The 23,865-nt window shown below is 55.2% G+C and carries 28 protein-coding genes and 1 pseudogene; 19 read left to right on the top strand and 10 right to left on the bottom strand.

Features of this window, described 5'->3' with window-relative positions:
* Positions 1–38: 38 nt before the first annotated feature.
* The 7 genes from tcyN to AC2T6E_RS09475 all read right to left on the bottom strand — a co-directional run bounded on the left by tcyN (position 39) and on the right by AC2T6E_RS09475 (position 6,233).
* Entirely contained in the window at positions 39–791 is a 753-nt protein-coding gene (gene tcyN, locus AC2T6E_RS09505; RefSeq protein WP_457949927.1) for an L-cystine ABC transporter ATP-binding protein TcyN, read from the bottom strand.
* Complete coding sequence (tcyL, locus tag AC2T6E_RS09500) at positions 788–1,456, bottom strand: cystine ABC transporter permease (RefSeq protein WP_042714105.1); 669 nt, start codon at positions 1,454–1,456, stop codon at positions 788–790. Before tcyL ends, tcyN begins: the two co-directional genes overlap by 4 nt.
* 21 nt (positions 1,457–1,477) lie before the next feature.
* Entirely contained in the window at positions 1,478–2,464 is a 987-nt protein-coding gene (gene dcyD, locus AC2T6E_RS09495; protein ID WP_447854178.1) for a D-cysteine desulfhydrase, read from the bottom strand.
* A 107-nt stretch (positions 2,465–2,571) separates the two neighbouring features.
* A complete protein-coding gene (tcyJ, locus tag AC2T6E_RS09490; RefSeq protein WP_120157968.1) occupies positions 2,572–3,372 on the bottom strand; it encodes a cystine ABC transporter substrate-binding protein in 801 nt (266 codons plus the stop codon).
* A gap of 86 nt (positions 3,373–3,458) precedes the next feature.
* A complete protein-coding gene (fliZ, locus tag AC2T6E_RS09485) occupies positions 3,459–4,010 on the bottom strand; it encodes a flagella biosynthesis regulatory protein FliZ (RefSeq protein WP_042714100.1) in 552 nt (183 codons plus the stop codon).
* 54 nt (positions 4,011–4,064) lie between these two features.
* Complete coding sequence (locus tag AC2T6E_RS09480; RefSeq protein ID WP_042714098.1) at positions 4,065–4,784, bottom strand: RNA polymerase sigma factor FliA; 720 nt, start codon at positions 4,782–4,784, stop codon at positions 4,065–4,067.
* Between the two features lie 162 nt (positions 4,785–4,946).
* Positions 4,947–6,233: a FliC/FljB family flagellin gene (locus tag AC2T6E_RS09475; RefSeq protein WP_148399933.1), complete on the bottom strand. Its 1,287-nt coding sequence runs from the start codon at positions 6,231–6,233 to the stop codon at positions 4,947–4,949.
* A 269-nt stretch (positions 6,234–6,502) separates the two neighbouring features.
* Here AC2T6E_RS09475 and fliD point away from each other — a divergent pair, with 269 nt between their 5' ends.
* The 4 genes from fliD to amyA all read left to right on the top strand — a co-directional run bounded on the left by fliD (position 6,503) and on the right by amyA (position 10,313).
* Positions 6,503–7,915 (top strand): flagellar filament capping protein FliD, encoded by a 1,413-nt coding sequence (fliD, locus tag AC2T6E_RS09470; protein ID WP_148399934.1) that lies wholly within the window; start codon positions 6,503–6,505, stop codon positions 7,913–7,915.
* A gap of 30 nt (positions 7,916–7,945) precedes the next feature.
* Positions 7,946–8,356 carry a flagellar export chaperone FliS gene (gene fliS / locus AC2T6E_RS09465; RefSeq protein ID WP_010432394.1) on the top strand — a complete coding sequence of 137 codons (411 nt, stop codon included), beginning with the start codon at positions 7,946–7,948 and terminating at the stop codon, positions 8,354–8,356.
* The gene (gene fliT, locus AC2T6E_RS09460) at positions 8,356–8,727 is read left to right on the top strand and encodes a flagella biosynthesis regulatory protein FliT (protein ID WP_042717934.1); all 372 of its coding nucleotides are present in this window, start codon (positions 8,356–8,358) and stop codon (positions 8,725–8,727) included. The genes fliS and fliT overlap by 1 nt, the downstream gene beginning before the upstream one ends.
* A gap of 98 nt (positions 8,728–8,825) precedes the next feature.
* On the top strand, positions 8,826–10,313 hold the full coding sequence (gene amyA, locus AC2T6E_RS09455; protein WP_108417551.1) for an alpha-amylase: 1,488 nt from the start codon (positions 8,826–8,828) through the stop codon (positions 10,311–10,313).
* A gap of 93 nt (positions 10,314–10,406) precedes the next feature.
* Here the strand turns inward: amyA and yedD are convergent, their stop codons facing one another.
* Together yedD and fliE are read right to left on the bottom strand one after the other, a co-directional pair.
* Positions 10,407–10,820: a lipoprotein YedD gene (gene yedD, locus AC2T6E_RS09450; RefSeq protein ID WP_010432387.1), complete on the bottom strand. Its 414-nt coding sequence runs from the start codon at positions 10,818–10,820 to the stop codon at positions 10,407–10,409.
* Positions 10,821–10,895: 75 nt separating this feature from the next.
* Positions 10,896–11,210 (bottom strand): flagellar hook-basal body complex protein FliE, encoded by a 315-nt coding sequence (gene fliE / locus AC2T6E_RS09445; protein ID WP_010432385.1) that lies wholly within the window; start codon positions 11,208–11,210, stop codon positions 10,896–10,898.
* Positions 11,211–11,438: 228 nt separating this feature from the next.
* Between fliE and fliF the strand changes: the two genes are divergently transcribed.
* From fliF to rcsA, 14 genes and pseudogenes are all read left to right on the top strand, one after another.
* On the top strand, positions 11,439–13,106 hold the full coding sequence (gene fliF / locus AC2T6E_RS09440; protein WP_214593831.1) for a flagellar basal-body MS-ring/collar protein FliF: 1,668 nt from the start codon (positions 11,439–11,441) through the stop codon (positions 13,104–13,106).
* Positions 13,099–14,097: a flagellar motor switch protein FliG gene (gene fliG / locus AC2T6E_RS09435; protein ID WP_089599455.1), complete on the top strand. Its 999-nt coding sequence runs from the start codon at positions 13,099–13,101 to the stop codon at positions 14,095–14,097. The genes fliF and fliG overlap by 8 nt, the downstream gene beginning before the upstream one ends.
* Entirely contained in the window at positions 14,090–14,797 is a 708-nt protein-coding gene (gene fliH / locus AC2T6E_RS09430; protein WP_486691466.1) for a flagellar assembly protein FliH, read from the top strand. The genes fliG and fliH overlap by 8 nt, the downstream gene beginning before the upstream one ends.
* Entirely contained in the window at positions 14,797–16,167 is a 1,371-nt protein-coding gene (gene fliI / locus AC2T6E_RS09425) for a flagellar protein export ATPase FliI (protein ID WP_010432376.1), read from the top strand. The genes fliH and fliI overlap by 1 nt, the downstream gene beginning before the upstream one ends.
* 21 nt (positions 16,168–16,188) lie before the next feature.
* Positions 16,189–16,632, top strand: a complete 444-nt coding sequence (fliJ, locus tag AC2T6E_RS09420) for a flagellar export protein FliJ (protein ID WP_010432373.1) — start codon at positions 16,189–16,191, stop codon at positions 16,630–16,632.
* On the top strand, positions 16,629–17,852 hold the full coding sequence (gene fliK, locus AC2T6E_RS09415) for a flagellar hook length control protein FliK (RefSeq protein ID WP_486691463.1): 1,224 nt from the start codon (positions 16,629–16,631) through the stop codon (positions 17,850–17,852). Before fliJ ends, fliK begins: the two co-directional genes overlap by 4 nt.
* A 106-nt stretch (positions 17,853–17,958) precedes the next feature.
* Positions 17,959–18,429 (top strand): flagellar basal body-associated protein FliL, encoded by a 471-nt coding sequence (fliL, locus tag AC2T6E_RS09410; RefSeq protein WP_010432366.1) that lies wholly within the window; start codon positions 17,959–17,961, stop codon positions 18,427–18,429.
* Positions 18,430–18,433: 4 nt separating this feature from the next.
* A complete protein-coding gene (fliM, locus tag AC2T6E_RS09405) occupies positions 18,434–19,438 on the top strand; it encodes a flagellar motor switch protein FliM (protein ID WP_010432363.1) in 1,005 nt (334 codons plus the stop codon).
* Positions 19,435–19,848: a flagellar motor switch protein FliN gene (fliN, locus tag AC2T6E_RS09400; RefSeq protein WP_486691460.1), complete on the top strand. Its 414-nt coding sequence runs from the start codon at positions 19,435–19,437 to the stop codon at positions 19,846–19,848. The genes fliM and fliN overlap by 4 nt, the downstream gene beginning before the upstream one ends.
* A 2-nt stretch (positions 19,849–19,850) precedes the next feature.
* A complete protein-coding gene (gene fliO / locus AC2T6E_RS09395) occupies positions 19,851–20,225 on the top strand; it encodes a flagellar biosynthetic protein FliO (RefSeq protein ID WP_029485119.1) in 375 nt (124 codons plus the stop codon).
* Positions 20,225–20,962, top strand: coding sequence for a flagellar type III secretion system pore protein FliP (gene fliP, locus AC2T6E_RS09390; RefSeq protein WP_108417545.1), 738 nt, complete (start codon positions 20,225–20,227; stop codon positions 20,960–20,962). The genes fliO and fliP overlap by 1 nt, the downstream gene beginning before the upstream one ends.
* A 10-nt stretch (positions 20,963–20,972) precedes the next feature.
* Positions 20,973–21,242 (top strand): flagellar biosynthesis protein FliQ, encoded by a 270-nt coding sequence (fliQ, locus tag AC2T6E_RS09385; RefSeq protein WP_003859587.1) that lies wholly within the window; start codon positions 20,973–20,975, stop codon positions 21,240–21,242.
* Positions 21,243–21,249: 7 nt separating this feature from the next.
* Positions 21,250–22,042: pseudogene (gene fliR / locus AC2T6E_RS09380) on the top strand (flagellar biosynthetic protein FliR); the annotation flags it as partial.
* A gap of 290 nt (positions 22,043–22,332) precedes the next feature.
* Positions 22,333–22,956, top strand: a complete 624-nt coding sequence (rcsA, locus tag AC2T6E_RS09375; RefSeq protein WP_010432341.1) for a transcriptional regulator RcsA — start codon at positions 22,333–22,335, stop codon at positions 22,954–22,956.
* A 105-nt stretch (positions 22,957–23,061) separates the two neighbouring features.
* Here rcsA and dsrB read toward each other — a convergent pair whose 3' ends face one another.
* Positions 23,062–23,250 (bottom strand): protein DsrB, encoded by a 189-nt coding sequence (gene dsrB / locus AC2T6E_RS09370; RefSeq protein ID WP_010432339.1) that lies wholly within the window; start codon positions 23,248–23,250, stop codon positions 23,062–23,064.
* Positions 23,251–23,378: 128 nt separating this feature from the next.
* Here dsrB and yodD point away from each other — a divergent pair, with 128 nt between their 5' ends.
* Complete coding sequence (gene yodD / locus AC2T6E_RS09365; protein ID WP_120157917.1) at positions 23,379–23,606, top strand: YodD family peroxide/acid resistance protein; 228 nt, start codon at positions 23,379–23,381, stop codon at positions 23,604–23,606.
* The last annotated feature ends 259 nt before the right edge of the window (positions 23,607–23,865 follow it).

Below are 23,865 nucleotides of genomic sequence, written 5' to 3'. Positions count from 1 at the left end.
CCCAGACGAAAAATCTGGAGCAAATTACGGCAAAAATGCTACTGCATGAGGAATTTTTCGAGGAACTGGCGGGTGCGGGGCTGTTGCGGGTTCGCAAACAAGCTTTTCGCTGGCCCTTGCTCAACAATGCGGCCCTGATCCATAAAAATAGCCCGGTCTGCAACATCACGCGCAAAGCTCATTTCGTGAGTCACAATCACCATTGTCCGTTTTTCCTGCGCCAGTTGGCGAATGGTGTTAAGCACCTCCCCTACCAGCTCGGGATCGAGCGCGGAGGTGGGCTCATCGAACAGGATCACATCCGGACGCATCGCCAGCGCGCGCGCAATGGCCACACGCTGCTGCTGTCCACCCGAAAGACGGCGCGGGTAGCTGGTTTCCTTACCTGCCAGCCCAACCTTCGCCAGCAGCTCCCGTGCGCGGGTGGTGGCCTCTTCTTTTGGCTCCCCCTTCACGATGACCGGCCCTTCAATAATATTTTCCAGCACCGTACGGTGCGGGAAAAGGTTGAAGTTCTGGAAAACAAAACCGACATGCTGACGTAGACGGCGAATTAAGCCTTTCTGCTGGCTAATGGATTTCCCGGTATCAATCGTGATGTCCCCTACGCGGATCGTTCCGCCTTCAGGCTGTTCAAGGAGATTAATACTGCGCAGCAGCGTGGTTTTCCCCGAGCCACTCGGTCCGATAATTGCCACCACTTCGCCCTGATCCACTTCCAGATCGATACCGTGGAGCACCGTTTGTCCGTGGAATTTTTTCACCAGGTTTTTAACGTCGATTGCACTCATTTCGGATCACGCTCCTGGCGGTTAAGCTGGTTTTCAAAATAATTCTGCAGGGCGGAAAGCACCGTCGCCATCACCCAGTAAATCAGCGAGGCCGCCAGATACATCGTGAACACTTCCAGCGTCCGCGAGGTGATCAGCTGCGCCTGACGGAACAGCTCCGGCACCTGAATGGTGGCCGCCAGCGACGTATCTTTTACCAGGCTGATAAAGCTGTTGCTCAACGGCGGTAACGCTACGCGCGCGGCCTGGGGCAATATCGCCCGACGCAGGGTTTGCCACGGCGTCATCCCGATACTGGCCGCCGCTTCCCACTGCCCTTTGTCAATGGAGGAGATGGCCGCACGCAGGGTTTCGGAGGTGTAGGCAGCGGTATTTAACGACAGACCGATCATCGCCGCCGGGATGGGGTCAAGCTCAATACCGAACTGCGGCAAACCGTAGTAAATCATAAAGAGCTGGGCGATAAGGGGCGTGCCGCGGAATACAGAGATGTAAAAACGCGCCAGCCAGCGTACCGGCAAGACGGACGACATGCGCATTAACGCCAGCACAAACCCAAGCACCAGGCCGAAGAACATCCCTCCGATACTGAGCTGAAGCGTAAACACCGCCCCCTTAAGCAGGAACGGCAGTGAATCAATAACCAGTTGAATACTTTCGTGCATTATTATTTTTCGACCTGATTTTTAGACATGAGGATGGTAGGCAAACAGCGCAGGCGCGCCGCCAGTGTGAACAAACAAAATCGGTCCTTCATCCTTAAAGCGCTTCTGTGCAATGCCGTCTATCAGCCCCGCCATCGCCTTACCGGTATAGACCGGATCGAGCAGAATGCCTTCGAGGCGTGCCAGCAATTTCACCGCTTCCATCCCCTCTTCATTTGGCGTGCCGTAGCCCGGCGCAAAATAGTCATCCCAGAGCAGAATGTCAGCCTTTGCTTTAAGCTCCAGTTGTTCTGCCACCGCCTGCTGTAACGTAACCACTTTCGGCTTCTGATCCGCAACGCTGCGGGAGACCGTCACGCCAATCAGCTCGACATCCGGCAGCAGTTGCTCCAGCCCCACTGCCAGCCCGGCATGGGTTCCGGCGCTACCGGAGGCGACAACGACAGAAGAGAGATTCACCGCGCCCTCGCATTGCTGAGCAATTTCCAGCGCGCTTTCTACATAGCCCAGTGCGCCCAGCGCGTTCGACCCGCCGACAGGAATAACGTATGGACGAAAACCCTGCGCTTCAAGACGCGTGGCCAGTTCGTCGAGCTGCGCGGTCGGGTCGGTCAGGGCATCGACCATCTCGACCTGCACGTTAAACAGATCCAGCAGGAGACGGTTACCGTTAGTGAGATAGTTTTCTGCGTGCGTTCCGATCGGGTTTTCCAGCAGCGCAACGCAGTGCAGGCCAAGTTTTGCCGCCACCGCCGCCGTCTGGCGCACGTGGTTAGACTGAATCGCCCCTGCGGTGATCAGCGTGTCCGCCCCTTCGCGCAGCGCGTCTGCCGCCAGAAACTCCAGCTTGCGCAGCTTATTGCCGCCCATCGCCATCGGCGTCACGTCATCGCGCTTGATAAAAATATCGCGCCCTAAATAATCAGAAAATCGGGGTAAATACTCCAGCGGCGTGGGCGCGCCGATAAACTCCAGGCGGGGAAAGCGCGTTAAATTCTGCAGTGACATGGTTCCTCCGGTAACGCTAATTCATCTGATATTTTTCATTATGCACGCAGACGCGTAAGAAATAAAAAAGGCGCTTTTAAAAGCGCCTTTTTTTATGGGTCAAAGACTTATTTGGTGACGTCAGCGCCGAACCATTTCTCGGAAAGCGCTTTCAGGCTACCGTCTTTCTGCATGTCAGCAATCGCGGAATCGATCGCTTTCACCAGATCTTCGTTACCTTTACGAACGGCCACACCTGATTCCTGACGAGAGAACGCATCACCCGCAACGGCCAGAGTATTGTTGGTTTTCTTCACCAGATCCAGCGCGGCCAGGCGGTCAACCAGAATGGCGTCGATACGGCCCACGCGCAGATCCTGGTATTTGGTCGGGTCATCATCATAGGTGCGAATATCCACACCCTGCACGTTCTGGCGCAGCCACTCTTCGTAGTTGGTACCCAGACCGACGCCGACTTTCTTCCCTTTCAGGTCCGCAGCCGTTTTAATCCCGCCTTCGTTACCTTTCTTCACCAGCGCCTGAATACCGGACACGGTGTACGGCGTGGAGAAGTCATATTTCTTCTTACGCTCGTCAGAAATGGTCACCTGGTTGATCACCACATCAATACGTTTTGAATCCAGCGACGCCAGCATACCGTCCCATTTGGTCGGTTTCAGGGACGCTTTCACGCCAAGGTGTTTCGCCAGTTCTTCCGCAAATTCCACTTCGAAACCGGTCAATTTACCGTCGTCGCCCTGGTAGCTGAACGGAGGATAGGTTCCTTCCAGCCCCACCAGCAGCGTGCCACGCTCTTTTACTTTATTCAGCAGGTTTTCCGCGGCGAACGTTTTCACGCTCATGCCCGCAACCAGCGCAACGGCCATAACACCCATCAGCGCCTGACGACCCAGAAGTGCAAATTTCATAAATACCCCGATATAGTGGAATTTTTACGTAGTGTAGAGAAATCGCCTGCAACGTCAAAGGCGACTGCGCTACATCTTATTCTTTTTTAATATATATCAGAAGTTGTTCCGGCGAGGGCTTTCTGCTTCACGACACCCGGCATCTGTACCTTGTATTGTGCATACTTGCGCAGCGCAATCCGGTAGTTGTTGGTGCTGGTCGCAGGCAGCCACGGCTCCAGATTTTCATCCAGATAACCGGTCTTCAGCAGATCGCGAGAAATATTGTTGACGGTCAGATGTTGCCCAAGGCGACGCAGGCGAACCACATATTCGCGAACGGTGCCGTGGCTCATCTCCGTTTGTTCAAACAGGAATTGCTTGAAGCCGATAATATCGAAGAAGTCGCTTTGCTCTTTGCAGTGGAGATCGCCACAGAAACGGCAAAGCGCCACCCACTCTTTTTGCTCTTCGAGCCAGGCGGCCTCATCCATCAACGTGTCGAGGCGGGATATCGCGATTTTGTTCACGATTTCGCCACGACGAACCAGCGTGATACGGTCGAGTAATTTATTACAGTGGGCGCAATGCGTCTGGCTGTGTTTAAAGTCTTTCAGGTAGCGGCTTAAAGGCCGTCTTTTAGATTGCTGCACCGTCATGATAACTCCTGGTTGTCAATACGTTGTGCGGCATTTCCCAGGTGAATCAATCACCTATAACTTACCCAGTTTCGTGCGTAAGCGCTTGATGGCCTGGCTGTGCAGCTGGCTAACCCGAGACTCCCCCACCTCCAGTACCGCGCCAATCTCCTTGAGATTGAGCTCTTCCTGGTAATAGAGGGTCAACACCAGCTGTTCGCGCTCTGGTAAAGCTTCAATCGCTTCCATCACGCGCTGGCGTAAATTCCCTTCCATTAAATGGTGTAACGGGTTTTCTTGCTGATGCTCATCCGTCACCAGCTCGATGCTATCGCCATGCTCTTCGCGCCACTCATCGTAAGAGAAGAGTTGGCTATTATTGGTATCGAGCAACATCTGACGATATTCTTCAACAGCGATCCCAAGACGCTCAGCCACTTCGGTTTCCGTCGCGTTGCGTCCCAGTTCCTGTTCCAGCTGCCCCATCGCATGCGCCACTTCGCGCGCGTTGCGGCGAACACTGCGCGGCACCCAGTCTCGGCTGCGCAGCTCGTCCAGCATCGCCCCACGAATACGCTGAACTGCGTAAGTCGTAAATGCCGTTCCTTGCAGAGCGTCGTATCGGTCAACTGCATTCAATAACCCGATACCGCCCGCCTGTAGCAGATCGTCCAGTTCCACGCTCGCCGGCAAACGCACCTGGAGGCGCAATGCTTCGTGACGCACCAGCGGAACATAACGCTGCCACAGCGAGTGTTTATCCATTACACCATCAGCGGTATAGAGTGAATTCACGATAAACAGCCCTGCGTTAATTGAGTTATCGGCATGATTATCCGATTCTGCAGGGGTTTCAATTGGGTGAATAGTGGGTGAAATGAGGGGTTATTTGGGGGGTTATGCAAATAGCGCTAAATAAAAACCCCGCCGAAGCGGGGTTTACGCATTATCAGGCGATTAGCCCTGCAGCAGAGACAGAACCTGCTGAGGAACCTGGTTAGCTTTGGACAGCACGGAGTTACCGGCCTGCTGGATGATCTGCGCTTTAGACATATTTGACACTTCGGTCGCATAGTCGGCGTCCTGAATACGGGACTGCGCTTCAGACAGGTTGGTGGTGGTGTTGTTCAGGTTGGTTACAGCAGAGCTCAGACGGTTCTGTACCGCACCCAGTGAAGAACGGAATTTATCAACAGACGCGATAGCTTTGTCCAGCAGAGCCAGTGGATCTGCTGAAGAGGTGCCAGTGTAAATGTTGGCATTCGCTTTATCAGCAATATCGCCAATTGCAGAAGCAACGTTTTGAGTACCTGTAGCATCACCGGAGTTAACCAGCGCACCAGCAGCTGCTTTGAAATTCTGGCCCTGAACAGTGACATAACCAACTGGGGCACCTGCTGCGTCAGCGCCAACTTTAACGTACTTACCAGTCATGGAACCAGTAGTTACGCCATTCGCCGTATCGGTATAACCGATATCGGTGGTGTTCAGCGTTACAACGCCAGTTCCGTCTTCTACGGATACTGAATAGTTGTCAGAACCAGAAGATACAACATAAGTAGGAGTTGCAGCACCAGCTGAAGTCTGAACGTTGTGCAGAGTCAGCGTGCTTGCGTCTACACCCAGAGCAGTGGCAACAGAGCTCAGGTTAACATCTTTCAGTGCACCGCTCGCGCCAACCTGAGTGATAGAATCGCTCAGTTTCAGTGCGTTGTTAGAAACGGAGAAGCCGCTCAGACCCAGAGTAGAAGAGTCAATTTTCTGCAGGTCGATGGAGATAGTCTGGCCGTCGTTCGCACCAACCTGAATCGCCATAGAACCGTTTTTAGCCAGTACGTTCACGCCGTTGAACTGAGTCTGACCGGATACGCGGTCGATTTCAGACAGACGGGATTTAATTTCGTCCTGGATTGAAGACAGGTCAGAATCAGAGTTAGTACCGGTCGTTGCCTGAACGGTCAGTTCACGAACACGCTGCAGGTTATTGTTGATTTCAGACAGCGCGCCTTCAGTGGTCTGTGCCAGAGAGATACCGTCGTTAGCGTTACGTGCAGCCTGAGTCAGACCTTTGATGTTAGACGTGAAGCGGTTAGCGATAGCCTGGCCCGCAGCATCATCTTTAGCGCTGTTGATACGCAGACCGGAAGACAGACGCTCAATAGAAGAAGACAGAGCAGACTGGTTCTTGTTGATGTTGTTCTGAGTGATCAGCGAGAGGCTGTTGGTATTAATGACTTGTGCCATGATTTCGATTCCTGTTGTTCATCAAATCTGTTTGGTTAGATTTGGGTTTCCACCCTTCGGCTTCATCGCCGTCAAAGGTGTTATCGTCTGGTCCAAAACAACCTTTAGATTTTTTTTCAGGATCTCGATAATTTTTTTAGCCACGGAAATACTCTTCTCTATTACCGTTATTCCCGCCATTAAAAAAAAGAAATTAACCGTAAACTTTCACGCATAAAGGCCGATAACCCCACTATTCGTTCTACGTGTCGATAGATTAAGGAATAAATATGGCAAGTATTTCATCATTGGGGATTGGTTCGGGTCTTAAGTTAGCAGACATTCTGGATAGTCTCACCACGGCCGAAAAAGCGCAGCTGACGCCGATTTCCAAACAGCAGACATCCTATACCGCCAAGCTTAGCGCTTACGGCACGTTGAAGAGTTCACTGGAAGCGTTTCAGACCGCCAACACCGCGCTGAATAAAGCTGACCTGTTTACGGCCACCAGCACGGCGAGCAGTACCACGGCATTCAGTGCGACCACGACGGGCAGCGCCATTGCGGGTAAATACACCATTAGCGTCTCTCAGCTGGCGCAGGCGCAGACGCTGACCACTAAAAACACCCAGGCGGACACCAAAACTGCCATTGCCACCGCGGACAGCAAAATTACCTTTACCGCGGGCAACGGTAAAGATCCGGTGACCGTTGATATCAGCGCGACAAACTCCTCGCTGACCGGCATTCGTGATGCCATCAACAAAGCGGATGCGGGCGTGACCGCCAGTATTATTAACGTCGGAAATGGCCAGTATCGTCTGTCTATTACCTCTACGGAAACCGGTGCAGATAACGCGGTCAGCATCAGCGTGAGCGGCGACAGTGCCCTGCAAACCTTTATGGGTTACAACGGCACCAGCACCGACGCCAGCAACGGCATGACGGAAAGCGTCACCGCGCAGAACGCCAAGCTGAAGGTCAACAACGTTGATATCGAAAACAGCAGCAACACCATCAGCGATGCGCTGGAAGATATCACCCTGAACCTGAACGACGTCACCACCGGTAACCAGACGCTGACGATCACCAAAGATACGTCTAAAGCCGAAACGGCAATGAAAGCCTGGGTGGATGCTTACAACACCCTGCAGGACAGCTTTGCTTCACTGACCAAATATACGGCGGTTGATGCGGGTACGGATGCCCAGGACTCCAGTAACGGTGCCCTGCTGGGTGACAGCACGCTGCGTACGATTCAGACCCAGCTGAAAACCATGCTGAGCAACACCGTCGGCGGTACCACGTACAAAACACTGTCGTCGCTGGGTATCACGACCGATCCAAGCTCCGGCAAACTGGAGCTGGATAACACCAAGCTGAAAAAAGCGCTGACGGACAACCCGTCTGCCGTTAAAGATTTGGTTGTGGGTGACGGTAAAACCACCGGTATCACCACCACCATGGCGACCAACCTGACTGACTGGCTCTCCAGCAAAGGGATTATCCAGGCAGCCAAAGATGGCGTCAGTAAAACGCTGAACAAGCTTACCGATCAGTACAACGCCGTGAGCGAGCGTATTGACGCGCGCGTGGCACAGTACAAAGCCCAGTTTACCCAGCTGGACGTACTGATGACCTCGCTGAACAACACCAGCAGCTACCTGACGCAGCAGTTTGAAAATACGTCCAGCAGCAAGTAGTAAACGCTAAACGAACCCGAGGGGGATAACATGTACGGCGCAAAAGGCACGCAAGCCTACGCAAAAATAGAGGTTGAAAGCGCGGTGATGAGCGCCAGCCAGCAACAGCTGGTTATCATGCTATTTGATGGAGCCCTCAGCGCGCTGGTTCGCGCGCGTCTGTTCCTGCAAGACGGCAATATTCCGGCAAAGGGGTTGGCACTCTCGAAAGCCATCAACATTATTGAAAACGGGCTAAAGGTTGGCCTGGTGGACAATAACGGCGATGAGCTTACGCAAAACCTGATTGCCCTTTATGCCTATATGGTACGTCGCCTCCTGCACGCCAACGTGAATAACGACGCCAGCGCCATCGAAGAGGTGGAAACATTGCTGCGCAATATCGCTGACGGGTGGAAGGAGGTTGCGGGTACGCCACAACTGATGCAGGACGCCGTCTAATGAGTAATGCACCGCAACTCTATACCCTTTATCAGCAACTCCTTGAGCAGAGCCAGTTGATGTTGCGACTGGCTCGCCAGGGATTATGGGATGATCTCATTACTTGTGAAACCGATTATGTCAACGCGGTGCACTCGCTGGCTCGTCTTACGCAGGAAGCGGAACCCTCTGCACAAATGCAGGAGCAACTTCGACCGACTCTGCGCGTGATCCTCGACAATGAAAGCCAGGTGAAAACATTGCTGCAGTCCAGAATGAATGAACTGGCTAAAATGGTGGGTCAATCCTCCATTCAGAAAACCGTTCTTTCCACCTACAGCAACCAGGGCGGTCATGTCCTGGTCCCGCAAAGTAATAGCGATCTCAATTAGCCATGTAGCTGGCGAACGAACGTTTCCCGCTTCGTTCGCCAGGCATTTCTGCAAAACGTACTCCATACTTGAGTTTCGCGACCTCATGGAGACGGTGCATGCGCAATCCAACCTTACTGCAATGCTTTCACTGGTATTACCCCGCTGGCGGTGAATTGTGGCGAGAAGTCACGGCTTTAGCCCCCAACCTCAACGAAATCGGCATTAACATGGTGTGGCTACCTCCGGCGTACAAAGGCGCATCGGGGGGATATTCCGTAGGCTATGACTCTTACGATCTGTTCGATCTCGGTGAGTTTGACCAGAAAGGCAGCGTCGCCACCAAATACGGCGATAAAGCACAGCTGCTGGAGGCCATCGACGCGCTCAAAAGCAACCAGATCGCCGTGCTGCTGGATGTGGTGGTCAACCACAAAATGGGGGCGGACGAGAAAGAGTCGATCCGCGTGCAGCGCGTCAATGAACAAGACCGTACGCAAATCGACGATGAAATCATCGAGTGTGAAGCCTGGACGCGCTACACCTTCCCTGCCCGCGCGGGGAAATATTCGCAGTTTATCTGGGATTACAAATGCTTCAGCGGCATCGACCACATTGAAAACCCCAATGAAGACAATATCTTCAAAATCGTCAACGACTACACCGGCGAAGGCTGGAACGATCAGGTCGACGACGAGATGGGCAATTTCGACTACCTGATGGGCGAGAACATCGATTTTCGCAATCATGCCGTGACCGAGGAGATCAAATACTGGGCGCGCTGGGTGATGGAGCAAACGCAGTGTGACGGTTTTCGTCTGGATGCCGTAAAACATATTCCGGCCTGGTTTTATAAGGAGTGGATTGAGCACGTGCAGGAGGTTGCGCCGCAGCCGCTGTTTGTTGTCGCGGAATACTGGTCGCACGAGGTGGATAAACTGCAGAACTACATCAATCAGGTCGACGGCAAAACCATGCTGTTCGATGCGCCGCTGCAGATGAAGTTTCACGAGGCGTCGCGTCAGGGGCGCGACTACGACATGAGCCAGATCTTCACCGGCACGCTGGTGGAAGCCGATCCGTTCCATGCGGTCACGCTGGTTGCCAACCACGACACCCAACCCCTGCAGGCGCTGGAAGCCCCGGTGGAAGCCTGGTTTAAACCGCTCGCCTATGCGTTAATTCTGCTGCGCGAAAACGGCGTGCCGAGCGTGTTCTATCCGGACCTCTTCGGTGCCAGCTACGACGATACGGGCGGAGACGGTAACACGTACCATATTGATATGCCCGTGATTGAACAACTGCATGAACTGATCCTCGCCCGCCAGCGTTTTGCCCACGGCATTCAGACGCTGTTTTTTGATCATCCTAACTGTATCGCGTTCAGCCGCAGCGGGACCGACGACGCGCCGGGTTGCGTGGTGGTCCTTTCCAATGGTGATGACGGGGAAAAAGTGATTTGTCTGGGAGAGAATTACGGCAATAAAACCTGGCGTGATTTTCTGGGCAACCGCGAGGAAACCGTGACCACGGCGGCGGATGGTGAAGGAACGTTCTTCTGTAACGGGGGAAGCGTCAGCGTGTGGGTCATAGAGGATGCATTGTAGAAACAATGCCGGGTGGCGCTAACGCTTACCCGGCCTACGGTGCGGCGGTTTTGTAGGCCGGGTAAGGCGAAGCCGCCACCCGGCAAAAAACGGCTACGGGAGCTTACTCTCCAGCGGATTTTTACTCAGGTAATTCGCACACTCTACCGTTGGACGATCCACTTTTTGCAGCTCCATACCATCATACTCAAGCGTTGCGCCATCACGCTCCAGCGGATAGATATCCAGCTTGCGGGTCACGTTATAGTAATCATCCGAACGCAGCATAATCTTGCCCGGCACCGCCACCACGCGCTGCCATTGACGGCAATCCAGCGTATCGCCCTCTTCCGTCACCACCAGCGTGGCAATCGCCTCCGGGCTCACCATCTTGCTTTGCGGCCCTTTTGACTGCCAGTACCCTGCCAGATGCGACGGCACAGGGTGCTTGATGACTTCCTGATAATTATCAACCTGAACACAGCCGGTTAACGCCAGAAGCGCACCCACAATTGCTATTTTTTTCATCATCTTTCCTGCGTGGGAAGAAAAAAATATTGTGGCATTAAAGCGGTATGGGTGCCAGCGTAAGATCGGCAGGTTTTACACCTGCATCGACATCACGTCCTGATAGGCCGATACCAGCTTATTACGCACCTGGAGGCCCATCTGCAGAGACACCGACGCTTTTTGCAGATCGGCCATCACATCATTGAGCGCCACGCCCGGCTCACCGAGCGTAAATTTTTCCGCCTGCGTGCGGGCAGCGTTCTGCTTGTCGCTGATACGGTCAAGCGCGGCGTGCAGTTGCCCCGCAAAGCTGATGGTTGAAGGTTCGTCCATCACGTTCTGATTACGTGCCGTCATTGCCGTTGCCTGCAGCTGACTGATTACCCCTTCAATGCCCTGTATAGCCATGACTTTCCCCTGGATGGATTTTTACGCGGTCAAGACTAACAGCTTGTCAATCAGATAATGGCGGTAAATAGCGTTAAAAAACCAGGTTATTTGACGCATAGAAAATCACGAATCATCAAATAATGGCAGGGCCATCAATATGGAACTTTTGTCGTGTTTGCCGACCCGGGAGTCAGTTTTGTTTCTCTACACGAATAACGTAAACCACCAGGATTTAAGAGGTGCGCAATGAGTGCAACAGCATCGACAGCGCCACAGAATAAATCACTCGAGTGGATGAACCGCCTTCGCGCGAACCCTAAAATCCCGTTGATCGTGGCAGGCGCTGCCGCCATTGCGATCCTTGTTGCGATGGTCCTGTGGGCGAAAAGCCCTGATTACCGCACGCTTTACAGTAACCTTTCCGATCAGGATGGCGGTGCCATCGTCACCCAGCTTACCCAGATGAACATCCCTTATCGCTTTGCCGATAACGGTGGCGCGCTTGAAGTGCCAGCGGACAAGGTGCACGAGCTTCGCCTGCGCCTGGCACAGCAGGGTCTGCCGAAAGGCGGCGCGGTCGGTTTCGAACTGCTGGATCAGGAAAAATTCGGTATCAGCCAGTTCAGCGAACAGGTGAACTACCAGCGCGCGCTGGAAGGTGAACTGGCCCGTACCATTGAAACCTTAGGCCCGGTGAAGAGTGCGCGCGTGCACCTTGCCATGCCTAAGCCCTCTTTGTTTGTTCGTGAACAGAAATCCCCTTCTGCCTCCGTCACCGTCAACCTTGAGCCTGGCCGCGCGCTGGACGAAGGGCAAATCAGCGCGGTCACGCATCTGGTCTCCAGCGCGGTTGCAGGCTTACCGCCGGGCAACGTGACGCTGGTGGATCAGGGCGGTCATCTGCTGACGCAAAACAACAGCGCCGGTCGCGATCTGAACGACGCGCAGCTGAAATACGCGGCCGATGTGGAAGGTCGTCTTCAGCGCCGTATCGAAGCGATCCTGGGCCCGGTCGTCGGTAACAGCAACGTGCATGCTCAGGTTACCGCGCAGATCGATTTTGCGAATAAAGAACAAACGGAAGAGCAATACAGCCCGAACGGCGATCCGTCTCAGGCGGTGATGCGTTCTCGTCAGATTAACTCGAACGAGCAGGTGGGCGGCCCCTACCCTGGCGGCGTGCCGGGCGCGCTGTCTAACCAGCCTGCTCCGGCTAACGCGGCACCGATTTCAACGCCTCCGGCCAACCAGCAGAATGCACAGCAGACAACCTCAACGGCCAATAACGCGGGACCGCGTACCAGCAGCCGTAACGAAACCACGAACTTCGAAGTGGACCGTACTATCCGCCACACCAAACTGAACGTGGGGGATATTCAGCGTCTGTCTGTTGCCGTGGTGGTGAACTACAAAACCCTGCCGGACGGCAAGCCTCTGCCGCTGACGGCCGAGCAGATGAAGCAGATTGAAGATCTGACCCGTGAAGCGATGGGCTACTCCGAAAAACGTGGCGATACGCTGAACGTGGTGAACTCACCGTTCAACTCGGTTGATGAAAGCGGTGGCGAACTCCCGTTCTGGCAACAGCAGTCGTTTATCGATCAGCTGATGTCCGCAGGCCGCTGGTTACTGGTGCTGATTGTTGCCTGGCTGCTGTGGCGTAAGGGCATTCGTCCTCAGCTCCAGCGCCGTGCTGAAGCCGAGAAAGCCGCACTGGAACAGATGAATAATCGCCAGGAAGTGGAAGAAGCGGTTGAAGTGCGCCTCAGCAAAGACGAGCAGGTGCAGCAGCGCCGCGCTAACCAGCGCATGGGCGCTGAGGTCATGAGCCAGCGCATTCGCGAAATGTCAGACAACGATCCGCGCGTCGTCGCGCTGGTCATCCGCAGCTGGATGGGTAACGAACATGAGTAATACGCTTACAGGTACCGATAAAAGCGTCATCCTGCTGATGACCATTGGCGAAGACCGCGCGGCAGAGGTGTTCAAACACCTCTCGCAAAGAGAGGTGCAAATCCTCTCTGCGGCCATGGCCAACGTGCGGCAGATCTCCAACAAGCAGCTGACCGAAGTGCTGGCGGAATTTGAGCAGGAAGCCGAACAGTTTGCCGCACTCAACGTCAACGCCAACGAATACCTGCGCTCCGTGCTGGTCAAGGCGCTGGGCGAAGAGCGTGCCGCCAGCCTGCTGGAAGATATTCTGGAAACCCGCGATACCGCCAGCGGTATCGAAACGCTCAACTTTATGGAGCCGCAGAGCGCCGCCGATCTTATTCGCGACGAGCACCCGCAGATTATCGCGACCATTCTGGTTCACCTCAAACGGGGCCAGGCAGCCGATATTCTGGCGCTGTTCGAAGAGCGTCTGCGTCACGATGTGATGCTGCGTATCGCCACGTTTGGCGGTGTCCAGCCAGCCGCGCTGGCGGAGCTGACCGAAGTGTTGAACAACCTGCTCGACGGCCAGAACCTCAAGCGCAGCAAAATGGGCGGCGTGAGAACGGCGGCCGAGATCATCAACCTGATGAAAACGCAGCAGGAAGAAGCGGTCATCACCGCGGTGCGCGAGTTCGACGGCGAGCTGGCACAGAAAATTATCGACGAGATGTTCCTGTTCGAAAACCTGGTCGAAGTGGACGATCGCAGCATCCAGCGCCTGCTTCAGGAAGTGGACTCCGAATCGCTGCTTATCGCCCTCAAAGGTGCCGAACAGCCGCTGCGCGAGAAGTTCCTGCGCAACATGTCCCAGCGTGCAGCCGATATCCTGCGCGACGACCTGGCCAACCGTGGTCCGGTGCGTCTGTCTCAGGTGGAAAACGAACAGAAGGCAATCCTGCTTATCGTTCGTCGACTGGCCGAAACCGGCGAGATGGTGATTGGCAGCGGAGACGACACCTATGTCTAATGAGCTGCCGTGGACGCGCTGGACGCCCGACGATCTGGCGCCTCCCCTCTCCGAGTTTATCCCGGCCGAACTCCCGTCCGATGAGGGCGATATCGATGCCGCGGTGCCCGAGCTGAGCGAAGAAGAGCAGCGTGCGCAGATGCTGGCGCAGATGCAAATGCAGGCGCACGAACAGGGCTTCAACGCCGGTCTGCACGAAGGACGGCAGAAAGGCCAGGAGCAGGGTTATCAGGAAGGGCTGGCAAAAGGGCTGGAGCAAGGCATCGAACAGGCGCGTCAGCAGCAGGCGCCCCTCAATGCCCGTATGCAGCAGCTGGTGAGCGAGTTCCAGCATACGCTGGACGCGCTCGACAGCGTGATTGCGTCGCGCCTGATGCAGATGGCGCTGGAAGCCGCGCGCCAGGTGATCGGCCAGACGCCAACCGTCGATAACTCGGCGCTGATTAAACAGATTCAGGGTTTGCTCCAGCAGGAGCCGCTGTTCAGCGGCAAACCGCAGCTGCGCGTACACCCGGACGATCTCCAGCGCGTGGAAGAGAGTCTTGGTGCAACGCTCAGCCTGCACGGCTGGCGGCTGCGGGGCGATCCTTCGTTACACCACGGCGGGTGCAAAGTCTCTGCGGATGAGGGCGATCTGGATGCCAGCGTGGCTACCCGCTGGCAAGAATTGTGCCGCCTGGCAGCACCGGGAGTCGTCTGATGACCGCACGCCTTACCCGCTGGCTCAACACGCTCGATAACTTTGAAACGAAGATGGCACAGCTGCCATCTGTTCGTCGTTATGGCCGTCTGACCCGCGCCACCGGCCTGGTGCTGGAAGCGACGGGCCTGCAGCTTCCGCTGGGTGCCACCTGCGTTATTGAGCGTCAGGACGGACTGGAAATGCGTGAGGTCGAAAGTGAGGTGGTCGGATTTAACGGCCAGCGCCTGTTCCTGATGCCGCTCGAAGAAGTTGAAGGCATTCTGCCCGGCGCGCGCGTCTATGCGAAAAACAGTTCAGGCGACGGTCTGCAAAGCGGCAAGCAGTTACCGCTTGGGCCAGCGCTCCTTGGGCGCGTGCTGGACGGCAGCGGTAAACCGCTCGACGGACTGCCCTCCCCGGACACCACAGAAACCGGCGCGCTGATCACCCAGCCCTTTAACCCCCTTCAGCGAACCCCTATCGAGCACGTGCTGGACACCGGCGTGCGCCCGATTAACGCCCTGCTGACCGTGGGACGTGGACAGCGTATGGGCCTGTTCGCCGGGTCCGGCGTGGGGAAATCCGTCCTGCTCGGCATGATGGCACGCTATACCCAGGCCGATGTGATCGTCGTGGGGCTGATTGGCGAGCGTGGGCGCGAAGTCAAAGACTTCATCGAAAACATTCTGGGTGCGGAAGGCCGCGCCCGCTCGGTGGTTATTGCCGCCCCGGCGGATGTATCCCCCTTACTGCGTATGCAGGGTGCTGCCTACGCGACCCGTATCGCCGAAGATTTTCGCGACCGCGGCCAGCACGTCCTGCTGATCATGGACTCCCTGACCCGTTACGCGATGGCGCAGCGTGAAATCGCGCTCGCCATCGGTGAGCCTCCGGCCACCAAAGGGTATCCGCCTTCGGTATTTGCCAAGCTCCCGGCGCTGGTCGAACGCGCGGGGAACGGCATCAGCGGCGGCGGCTCGATCACCGCATTCTATACGGTGCTGACCGAGGGCGATGACCAGCAGGATCCAATTGCCGACTCCGCGCGTGCGATCCTCGACGGTCACATTGTGCTGTCGCGCCGTCTGGCCGAAGCGGGGCATTATCCGGCGATTGATATTGAAGCATCCATCAGCCGCGCTATGACGGCGCTGATAACCGAGAAGCACTACGCCCGCGTGCGTAACTTCAAACAACTGCTCTCCAGCTTCCAGCGCAACCGCGATCTGGTGAGCGTTGGGGCATATGCCAAAGGCAGCGACCCGATGCTCGACAAAGCGATTGCGCTCTGGCCGCAGCTGGAGGCGTTTTTGCAACAAGGTATTTTTGAACGCGCCGACTGGGAAGACTCAATCCAGGCTCTGGATCTGATTTTCCCGCAGGTGTAACACAGGTGGAGGGCGAAGGTCATGGCGCAAAACAGCGCGTTATCAACGCTAAAAGATCTGGCTGAAAAAGAAGTTGATGATGCCGCACTGCAGCTCGGCGCAATGCGACGCGGGTGCCAGCAGGCTGAAGAGCAGTTGAAGATGTTAATTGACTATCAGCATGAATATCGCACCAACCTGAATACCGATATGACGCAGGGCATTGGCAGCCAGCGCTGGATCAACTATCAGCAGTTTATCCAGACGCTGGAAAAGGCGATTGAACAACACCGCCTGCAGCTTAACCAGTGGACTGAAAAAGTGGATACCGCGCTCAACTTCTGGCGCGAGAAAAAACAGCGGCTGCAGGCCTGGCAAACGCTACAGGACCGACAGGTCGCGGCGTCAACCCTGGCGGAAAACCGCCTGGATCAGAAAAAAATGGATGAGTTTGCCCAGCGCGCATCAATGAGGAAACCGGAATGATCACACTGCAACAACTGCTGATGACCGACAGCGACCTGTCAGGCGGCACGCAAACGGGGAAAGGCGCCGAGGGTGCGCAAGACTTTCTTTCTCTGCTGGCGGGCGCGTTGACCGATGCGACCGGTCAGGGCAAAGATGCGCCGCTGACCCTGGCTGATTTGAAAGCCGCTGGCAGCAAGCTGTCCAGGGTAGCGCAACAGGACGCAGGCGAGACCACCCTGCAGGCGAAAATTGCCGACCTGCTCTCACGCCAGGAGACGCTGACCGCCGACGATGACGCGGCGAAGACCACTGCGCTGCAAACGCTGGTGTCCGGGCTGATGCCGACGACCCACGGTGATGAGTTAAAGACGCTGACGCACGCGTCCGCAAAAGATGACAGCAAAACCGACCTCAGCGAAGACGAACTCGCGGGGCTCAGCGCGCTGATGGCGATGCTGCCGCACCAGCAGACGGCAACGCCGGTAACGACGCAGGCAACCCACGTCGACGGCGTTACCGCTCAGACGTCCCTCACCTCCGCTCTTCCGCAAACGCTGAAAAACGCGCTGCCGGGAAAAGAGAATAACCAGCCTCAGGCGGCGTCTCAGCCTGTGGCACAAACGGCTGACGCTGCCCTTCCTGCCAGCGTACCCGTGACGCCTGCGGTCGCGGCGGCGGCTGAGAAACAGGACATCGCGAGCAGCGCGACGACAACCTCGCCCACCGCAACCCTGGCACCGATCCTCAGCAGCCACGCGACCTCACTGCCTGCTGCAACCGTTGCCACCGCGCCGGTATTGAGCCAGCCGCTCGGCACCAGCGAATGGCAGCAGACGCTGAGCCAGCACATCACGCTGTTCACGAAGCAAGGCCAGCAGACCGCTGAACTGCGTCTGCACCCGGAAGACCTGGGCCAGGTGCAAATCTCGCTTAAACTGGATGATAACCAGGCGCAGCTGCAGATGGTGTCTCCGCACAGCCACGTGCGCGCGGCGCTGGAGGCTGCTCTGCCGGTCTTACGCACCTCTCTGGCGGAAAGCGGCATTCAGCTTTCGCAGAGCAGCGTCAGCAGCGAGAGCTTCGCCGGACAGCAGCAATCCTCATCACAGCAGCAACAGCAGGCTTCCCGCTCGGGCCAGCACGGTGCGTTCAATGAAGAGAGTGATGAGTTATTGCCGACCCCTGCCGCCCTGCAATCCGCCGCGCGGGGAAATGGCGCAGTGGATATCTTCGCCTAAACGCCAGAGGTAGCGTGATTATTCCCGTCTTTTCCACGCTTTGAGATAAGGCGGACACGGGATAATCACCCTATTAAGCTGTACCGAAACAGGAAGCTCGTATCAGATGACTGACTCCGCTATCACCAAAAAAAGTAAGCGCTCCATCTGGATCCCGCTGCTGGTGTTGATCACGCTCGCCGCCTGCGCTACCGCGGGCTATAGTTACTGGCGTATGCAGCAGGAACCGACTGCCGCTGCAGCCAAAGCTGAAGCGCCACCGCCTCCGGCTCCCGTGTTCTTCCCGCTGGACACCTTCACCGTTAACCTGGGTGATGCGGATCGTGTGCTTTATGTTGGCATTACGCTGCGCCTGAAAGACGAAGCTACCCGTTCTCGTCTGAACGATTATCTTCCTGAAGTGCGTAGCCGTCTGCTGCTGCTGTTCTCTCGTCAGGACGCTTCGACGCTCGCTACCGATGACGGTAAGCAAAAACTGGTCGACGCCATCAAACAGACGCTGTCGACCCCGCTGGTAAACGGCCAACCGAAGCAGGAAGTCACCGACGTTCTGTATACAGCCTTCATTCTGCGGTAACGACATGGGCGACAGTATTCTTTCTCAGGCAGAAATCGATGCGCTGCTCAACGGCGACAGCGATAAGAGTGATGATCCGCAACCGGGTTTGAGCGGCGACGACAATATTCGCCCCTATGACCCGAATACCCAGCGTCGCGTGGTACGTGAACGTCTGCAGGCGCTGGAGATCATCAACGAACGTTTTGCGCGTCAGTTCCGTATGGGGCTGTTTAACCTGCTGCGTCGTAGCCCGGACATCACCGTCGGCGCGATCCGCATTCAGCCGTATCATGAGTTTGCCCGCAACCTGCCGGTGCCAACCAACCTTAACCTGATCCATCTGAAGCCGCTGCGCGGCACCGGTCTGGTGGTGTTTTCGCCAAGCCTGGTGTTCATTGCGGTGGATAACCTGTTCGGCGGCGACGGGCGTTTCCCGACCAAAGTAGAAGGTCGTGAGTTCACCCACACCGAACAGCGCGTCATTAACCGCATGCTGAAGCTGGCGCTGGAATCTTACAGCGACGCGTGGAAGGCGATTAACCCGCTGGAAGTGGAGTACGTCCGTTCCGAGATGCAGGTGAAGTTCACCAATATCACCACCTCGCCGAACGATATCGTCGTTAACACGCCGTTCCATGTTGAAATCGGCAACCTGACCGGTGAGTTCAACATCTGCCTGCCGTTCAGCATGATTGAACCGCTGCGCGAGCTGCTGGTGAACCCGCCGCTGGAGAACTCGCGCCACGAAGATCAGAACTGGCGTGAAAACCTGGTTCGCCAGGTTCAGCATTCGCAGCTGGAGCTGGTAGCGAGCTTTGCCGATATTCCGCTGCGGTTATCTCAGATCCTGAAATTACAACCCGGCGACGTTTTGCCGATAGAAAAACCCGACCGCATTATTGCCCATGTGGATGGTGTCCCCGTGCTGACCAGTCAGTACGGCACAATTAACGGCCAGTATGCGTTACGCGTTGAGCACTTGATCAACCCGATATTGAATTCGCTGAATGAGGAACAGCCCAAATGAGTGACATGAACAATCCGTCCGATGAGAACAGCGGAGCACTGGACGATCTGTGGGCTGACGCGTTAAACGAGCAAAAGACGACCCCGACGAAAAGCGCGGCGGACGCGGTATTCCAGCAGCTGAGCGGCGGCGACGTCAGCGGCACGCTGCAGGATATCGACCTGATCATGGATATCCCGGTTAAGCTGACGGTTGAGCTGGGCCGCACCCGCATGACCATTAAAGAGCTGCTGCGCCTGACGCAGGGTTCCGTGGTCGCCCTTGACGGCCTGGCCGGTGAACCGCTGGATATTCTGATCAACGGTTATCTGATTGCTCAGGGTGAAGTGGTGGTGGTTGCTGATAAGTACGGCGTGCGCATCACCGACATCATTACGCCATCCGAACGTATGCGTCGTCTGAGCCGTTAAGCATGAAAACCCAGGCAACAATGTCCCAACCCTCCGCGGTACCTGGCTCACCGCTGCTCCAGGTGAGCGGTGCCCTGTTCGGTATTATTGCCTTCATTCTTATTGCGGCCTGGCTGGCAAAGCGTTTTGGTCTGGCGGGTAAAACCGCCGGAACGCGCGGCCTGAAGGTCAGCGCCAGTACCACGCTGGGACCACGCGAGCGCGTGGTCATCGTCGACGTGGAAGATGCGCGTCTGGTACTGGGGATCACCGCCTCAAACATCAATGTATTGCATAAACTGCCGCCCGCCCCCGTCACGGGTGACGAGCGCGCAGAAGCCCCAGCGGATTTCCAGTCCGTTATGAAGAGTTTGCTTAAGCGTTCCGGGAGATCCTGATGCGCCGTTTGTTATCCCTTACGCTTGCGGGTGTTGGCCTGTTTGCTCCCGCGGTCTATGCGCAACTGCCCGGTCTGGTCTCGACCCCGCTTGCCGGAGGCGGTCAAAGCTGGTCGCTTTCGGTTCAGACGCTGGTGTTCATCACCTCGCTGACCTTTATTCCGGCCATTCTGCTGATGATGACCAGCTTTACCCGCATCATCATTGTTTTTGGCCTGCTGCGAAACGCCCTGGGAACCCCTTCCGCGCCGCCCAACCAGGTGCTGCTGGGTCTGGCCCTGTTTTTGACTTTTTTCATTATGTCGCCGGTGATCGACAAGATTTACACCGACGCCTACCAGCCGTTTAGCGAAGATAAAATCTCGATGGAAGTTGCGCTGGAGAAAGGCGCGCAGCCGCTGCGTGAATTTATGCTGCGCCAGACGCGTGAAGCGGACTTAGCGCTCTTTGCCCGCCTCGCCAACACCGGCGAGCTTCAGGGACCGGAAGCGGTGCCGATGCGCATTTTGCTGCCAGCCTATGTCACCAGCGAGCTAAAAACCGCGTTCCAGATTGGCTTCACTATTTTCATTCCGTTCCTGATTATCGACCTGGTGATTGCCAGCGTGCTGATGGCGCTCGGGATGATGATGGTACCGCCTGCGACCATCGCTCTGCCCTTTAAGATCATGCTCTTTGTGCTGGTCGATGGCTGGCAGCTGCTGGTCAGTTCGCTGGCGCAGAGTTTCTACAGTTGAGGAGCGCGCAATGACGCCAGAATCGGTCATGATGATGGGCACGGAAGCGATGAAAGTCGCGATTGCCGTTGCCGCCCCGCTGCTGCTTGTTGCCCTCGTGACCGGTCTGATCATCAGTATCCTGCAGGCCGCCACGCAGATTAACGAAATGACGCTGTCGTTTATCCCGAAAATCATTGCCGTGTTCGTGGCGATTATCGTCGCCGGGCCGTGGATGCTGAACCTGCTGCTGGACTATATGCGCAACCTGTTCACCAATCTGCCGTACATCATCGGCTGATATCAGGATGCTGCACTTCACCAGCGATCAATACGTCCAGTGGCTGGGCGTCTACTTCTGGCCGATGCTGCGCATTATGGCGCTCATCTCAACCGCCCCTATTCTCAGCGAGAAATCGATACCCAAGCGCATCAAAGTGGGGCTGGGGATCGTCATCACGATTATTGTCGCCCCGTCCCTGCCGCCGGTTGATATCCTTGTATTTTCCGCTAACGCCGTATGGGTGGCGCTTCAGCAGGTGATGATCGGCGTCGCCGTTGGGTTTACCATGCAGCTCGCCTTTGCGGCAGTGCGTACTGCGGGTGAGCTGATCGGCCTGCAAATGGGGTTATCCTTCGCCACCTTCGTCGACCCCGGCAGCCACCTCAACATGCCGGTGCTGGCGCGTATCATCGATCTGCTGGCGATGCTGCTGTTCCTGTCGTTTAACGGCCACTTATGGCTCATCTCAATGCTGGTGGACACCTTCCACACGCTGCCGATTGGCGAAAATCCGGTTAACAGTAACGCGTTTCTGGCGCTGGTGCGTGCCGCCGGGCTGATTTTTCTCAACGGGCTGATGCTGGCGCTACCGATCATCACCCTGCTGCTGACCGTTAACCTGGCATTAGGTCTGCTGAACAGAATGGCGCCGCAGCTTTCCGTGTTTGTCATTGGTTTTCCCGTGACGCTGACGGTCGGTCTTTTATTAATGTCATTGCTAATGCCGCTTATCGCCCCCTTCTGTGAACATTTATTCAGCGAGATATTCAACCTGTTAGCGGATATTGTCAGCGAACTGCCCCGCAAATAATAGTCCTCACACTCCATATTGTCTTTCTGAGGATATTCCTAAAATAAAACGCGAAAAACATCTTCCAGGATATATCTGACGCGGTTTAAATGTTTCTAACCATCTCACAATACTTAATATTTACTTTACTTTAAGAAGATTCCTGGCAAATTATAAGTAACTTTACGGGATAGTGAGTTCGCCTGAAAGTCTTTGTCATGCTCACAGGTTTTATTTGGTTTTTTCCATCCCGTATGGCTGTTTATGAGCTCTCAGGCAGATGGTGAATTATCGTTACGCATTGAGTGAGGGTATGCCATGTCAACGATCATTATGGATTTATGCAGCTACACCCGGCTAGGGTTAACCGGGTATCTGGCAAGCAGAGGGGTAAGAAAGAGAGACATCAACGATGCACACACCGTTGACGAACTCGAAGCCGCTTGTGAAGCACACAAGCCCGGCGTGGTGTTTATTAATGAGGACTGTTTCATTCACGATCCAGCCAACAGTCAGCACATTAAGCAAATCATTAATCAGCATCCTAAAACGTTGTTTATTGTTTTTATGGCGATCGCCAATATTCATTTCGACGAATACTTGTTGGTCCGTAAAAATTTATTGATCAGTTCTAAATCGATTAAACCCGAGTCGCTGGATGACATTTTGGGTGATTATTTGAATAAAGAAGTTAAGAATGTAGGAGCGGTTAACTTACCCACCCTATCATTAAGCAGAACTGAATCAAGTATGCTCAGAATGTGGATGGCTGGACAAGGGACAATTCAGATCTCGGACCAGATGAATATCAAGGCAAAAACGGTTTCGTCACACAAAGGAAATATTAAAAGGAAAATTAAAACGCATAATAAGCAAGTGATCTACCACGTCGTTCGCCTGACCGATAATGTCACAAACGGAATTTTCGTTAATATGCGCTGATCCGCGCAAGACCTTCTGTACCCTACCTGCGATCTCTGGCCTGGCCAGAGATTTTTGCATTTTCAGCCGCATGGGCCGGGGACGGGAACGCCGCCCGACACCACGCTATTCTGCTGCTTCCACAAAAATACCATCCTCATGTCCCAGTTCGTTAAAGAACCAGATACCGAGCGGGTAGTCTTCCAGAGAAACCAGGTACATTACACCTTCGCTAAACTCTTCTATCGCCAGCACCACACCCGGGCGGCGCGGTCCACCGTCCGTTTTAACGGTTACCCGATCGTTGACCTTCATACATTCCTCCTGTGGTTTTGAGCCAGTGTAGAACAAAACGCATTAACTGGCACCGACCCCCGGCGCGAATGGTGTTTTTGTGTGCGGTCTATACTTATGGATGGACACGGTTGCATGAGGACCCCGTAATGAAGACCGATAAAGAGTACAGCGACACCATCAAGCGTGAGGTGGAGGTGGATGTCGATGCCCTGCTGGCCGCTATCAATGAGATCAGTGAGTCCGAAGTTCGCCGCTCAGACGATGAGTCAGACAAAGTGATTGTAAACGGAAGGGACTATCACACTTACCGCGAGCTGGCCGAAGCCTTCGAGCTTGATATTCATGACTTCAGCGTGTCTGAAGCGAATCGGTAAGATAAAAAAATCCCGGTCATGGGGATGGCCGGGATCAAACTTGCTTATGCAAGAAGCACTTGAAAATTCGTTACACCAGGAAATCTGATGTAGAAACAACACTATCCCCAACGGATTTGTCTGACAAGCATATATTCTCCTGGTGAATATAATATTTTATACATGTGAATTTTAGTTATGAGCAGCAACATGCGCCGCGTGTGGGTTACGCAGGAACGATTCCGTCAAACCGCTCTCCCGGCACTGTCATTTTTTAGGA

The sequence above is a fragment of the Enterobacter sp. B79-1 genome (assembly GCF_057444735.1).
The sequence above is the reverse complement of the archived record's forward strand: the minus strand, read 5'-3'. Positions and strand labels throughout refer to the sequence as shown.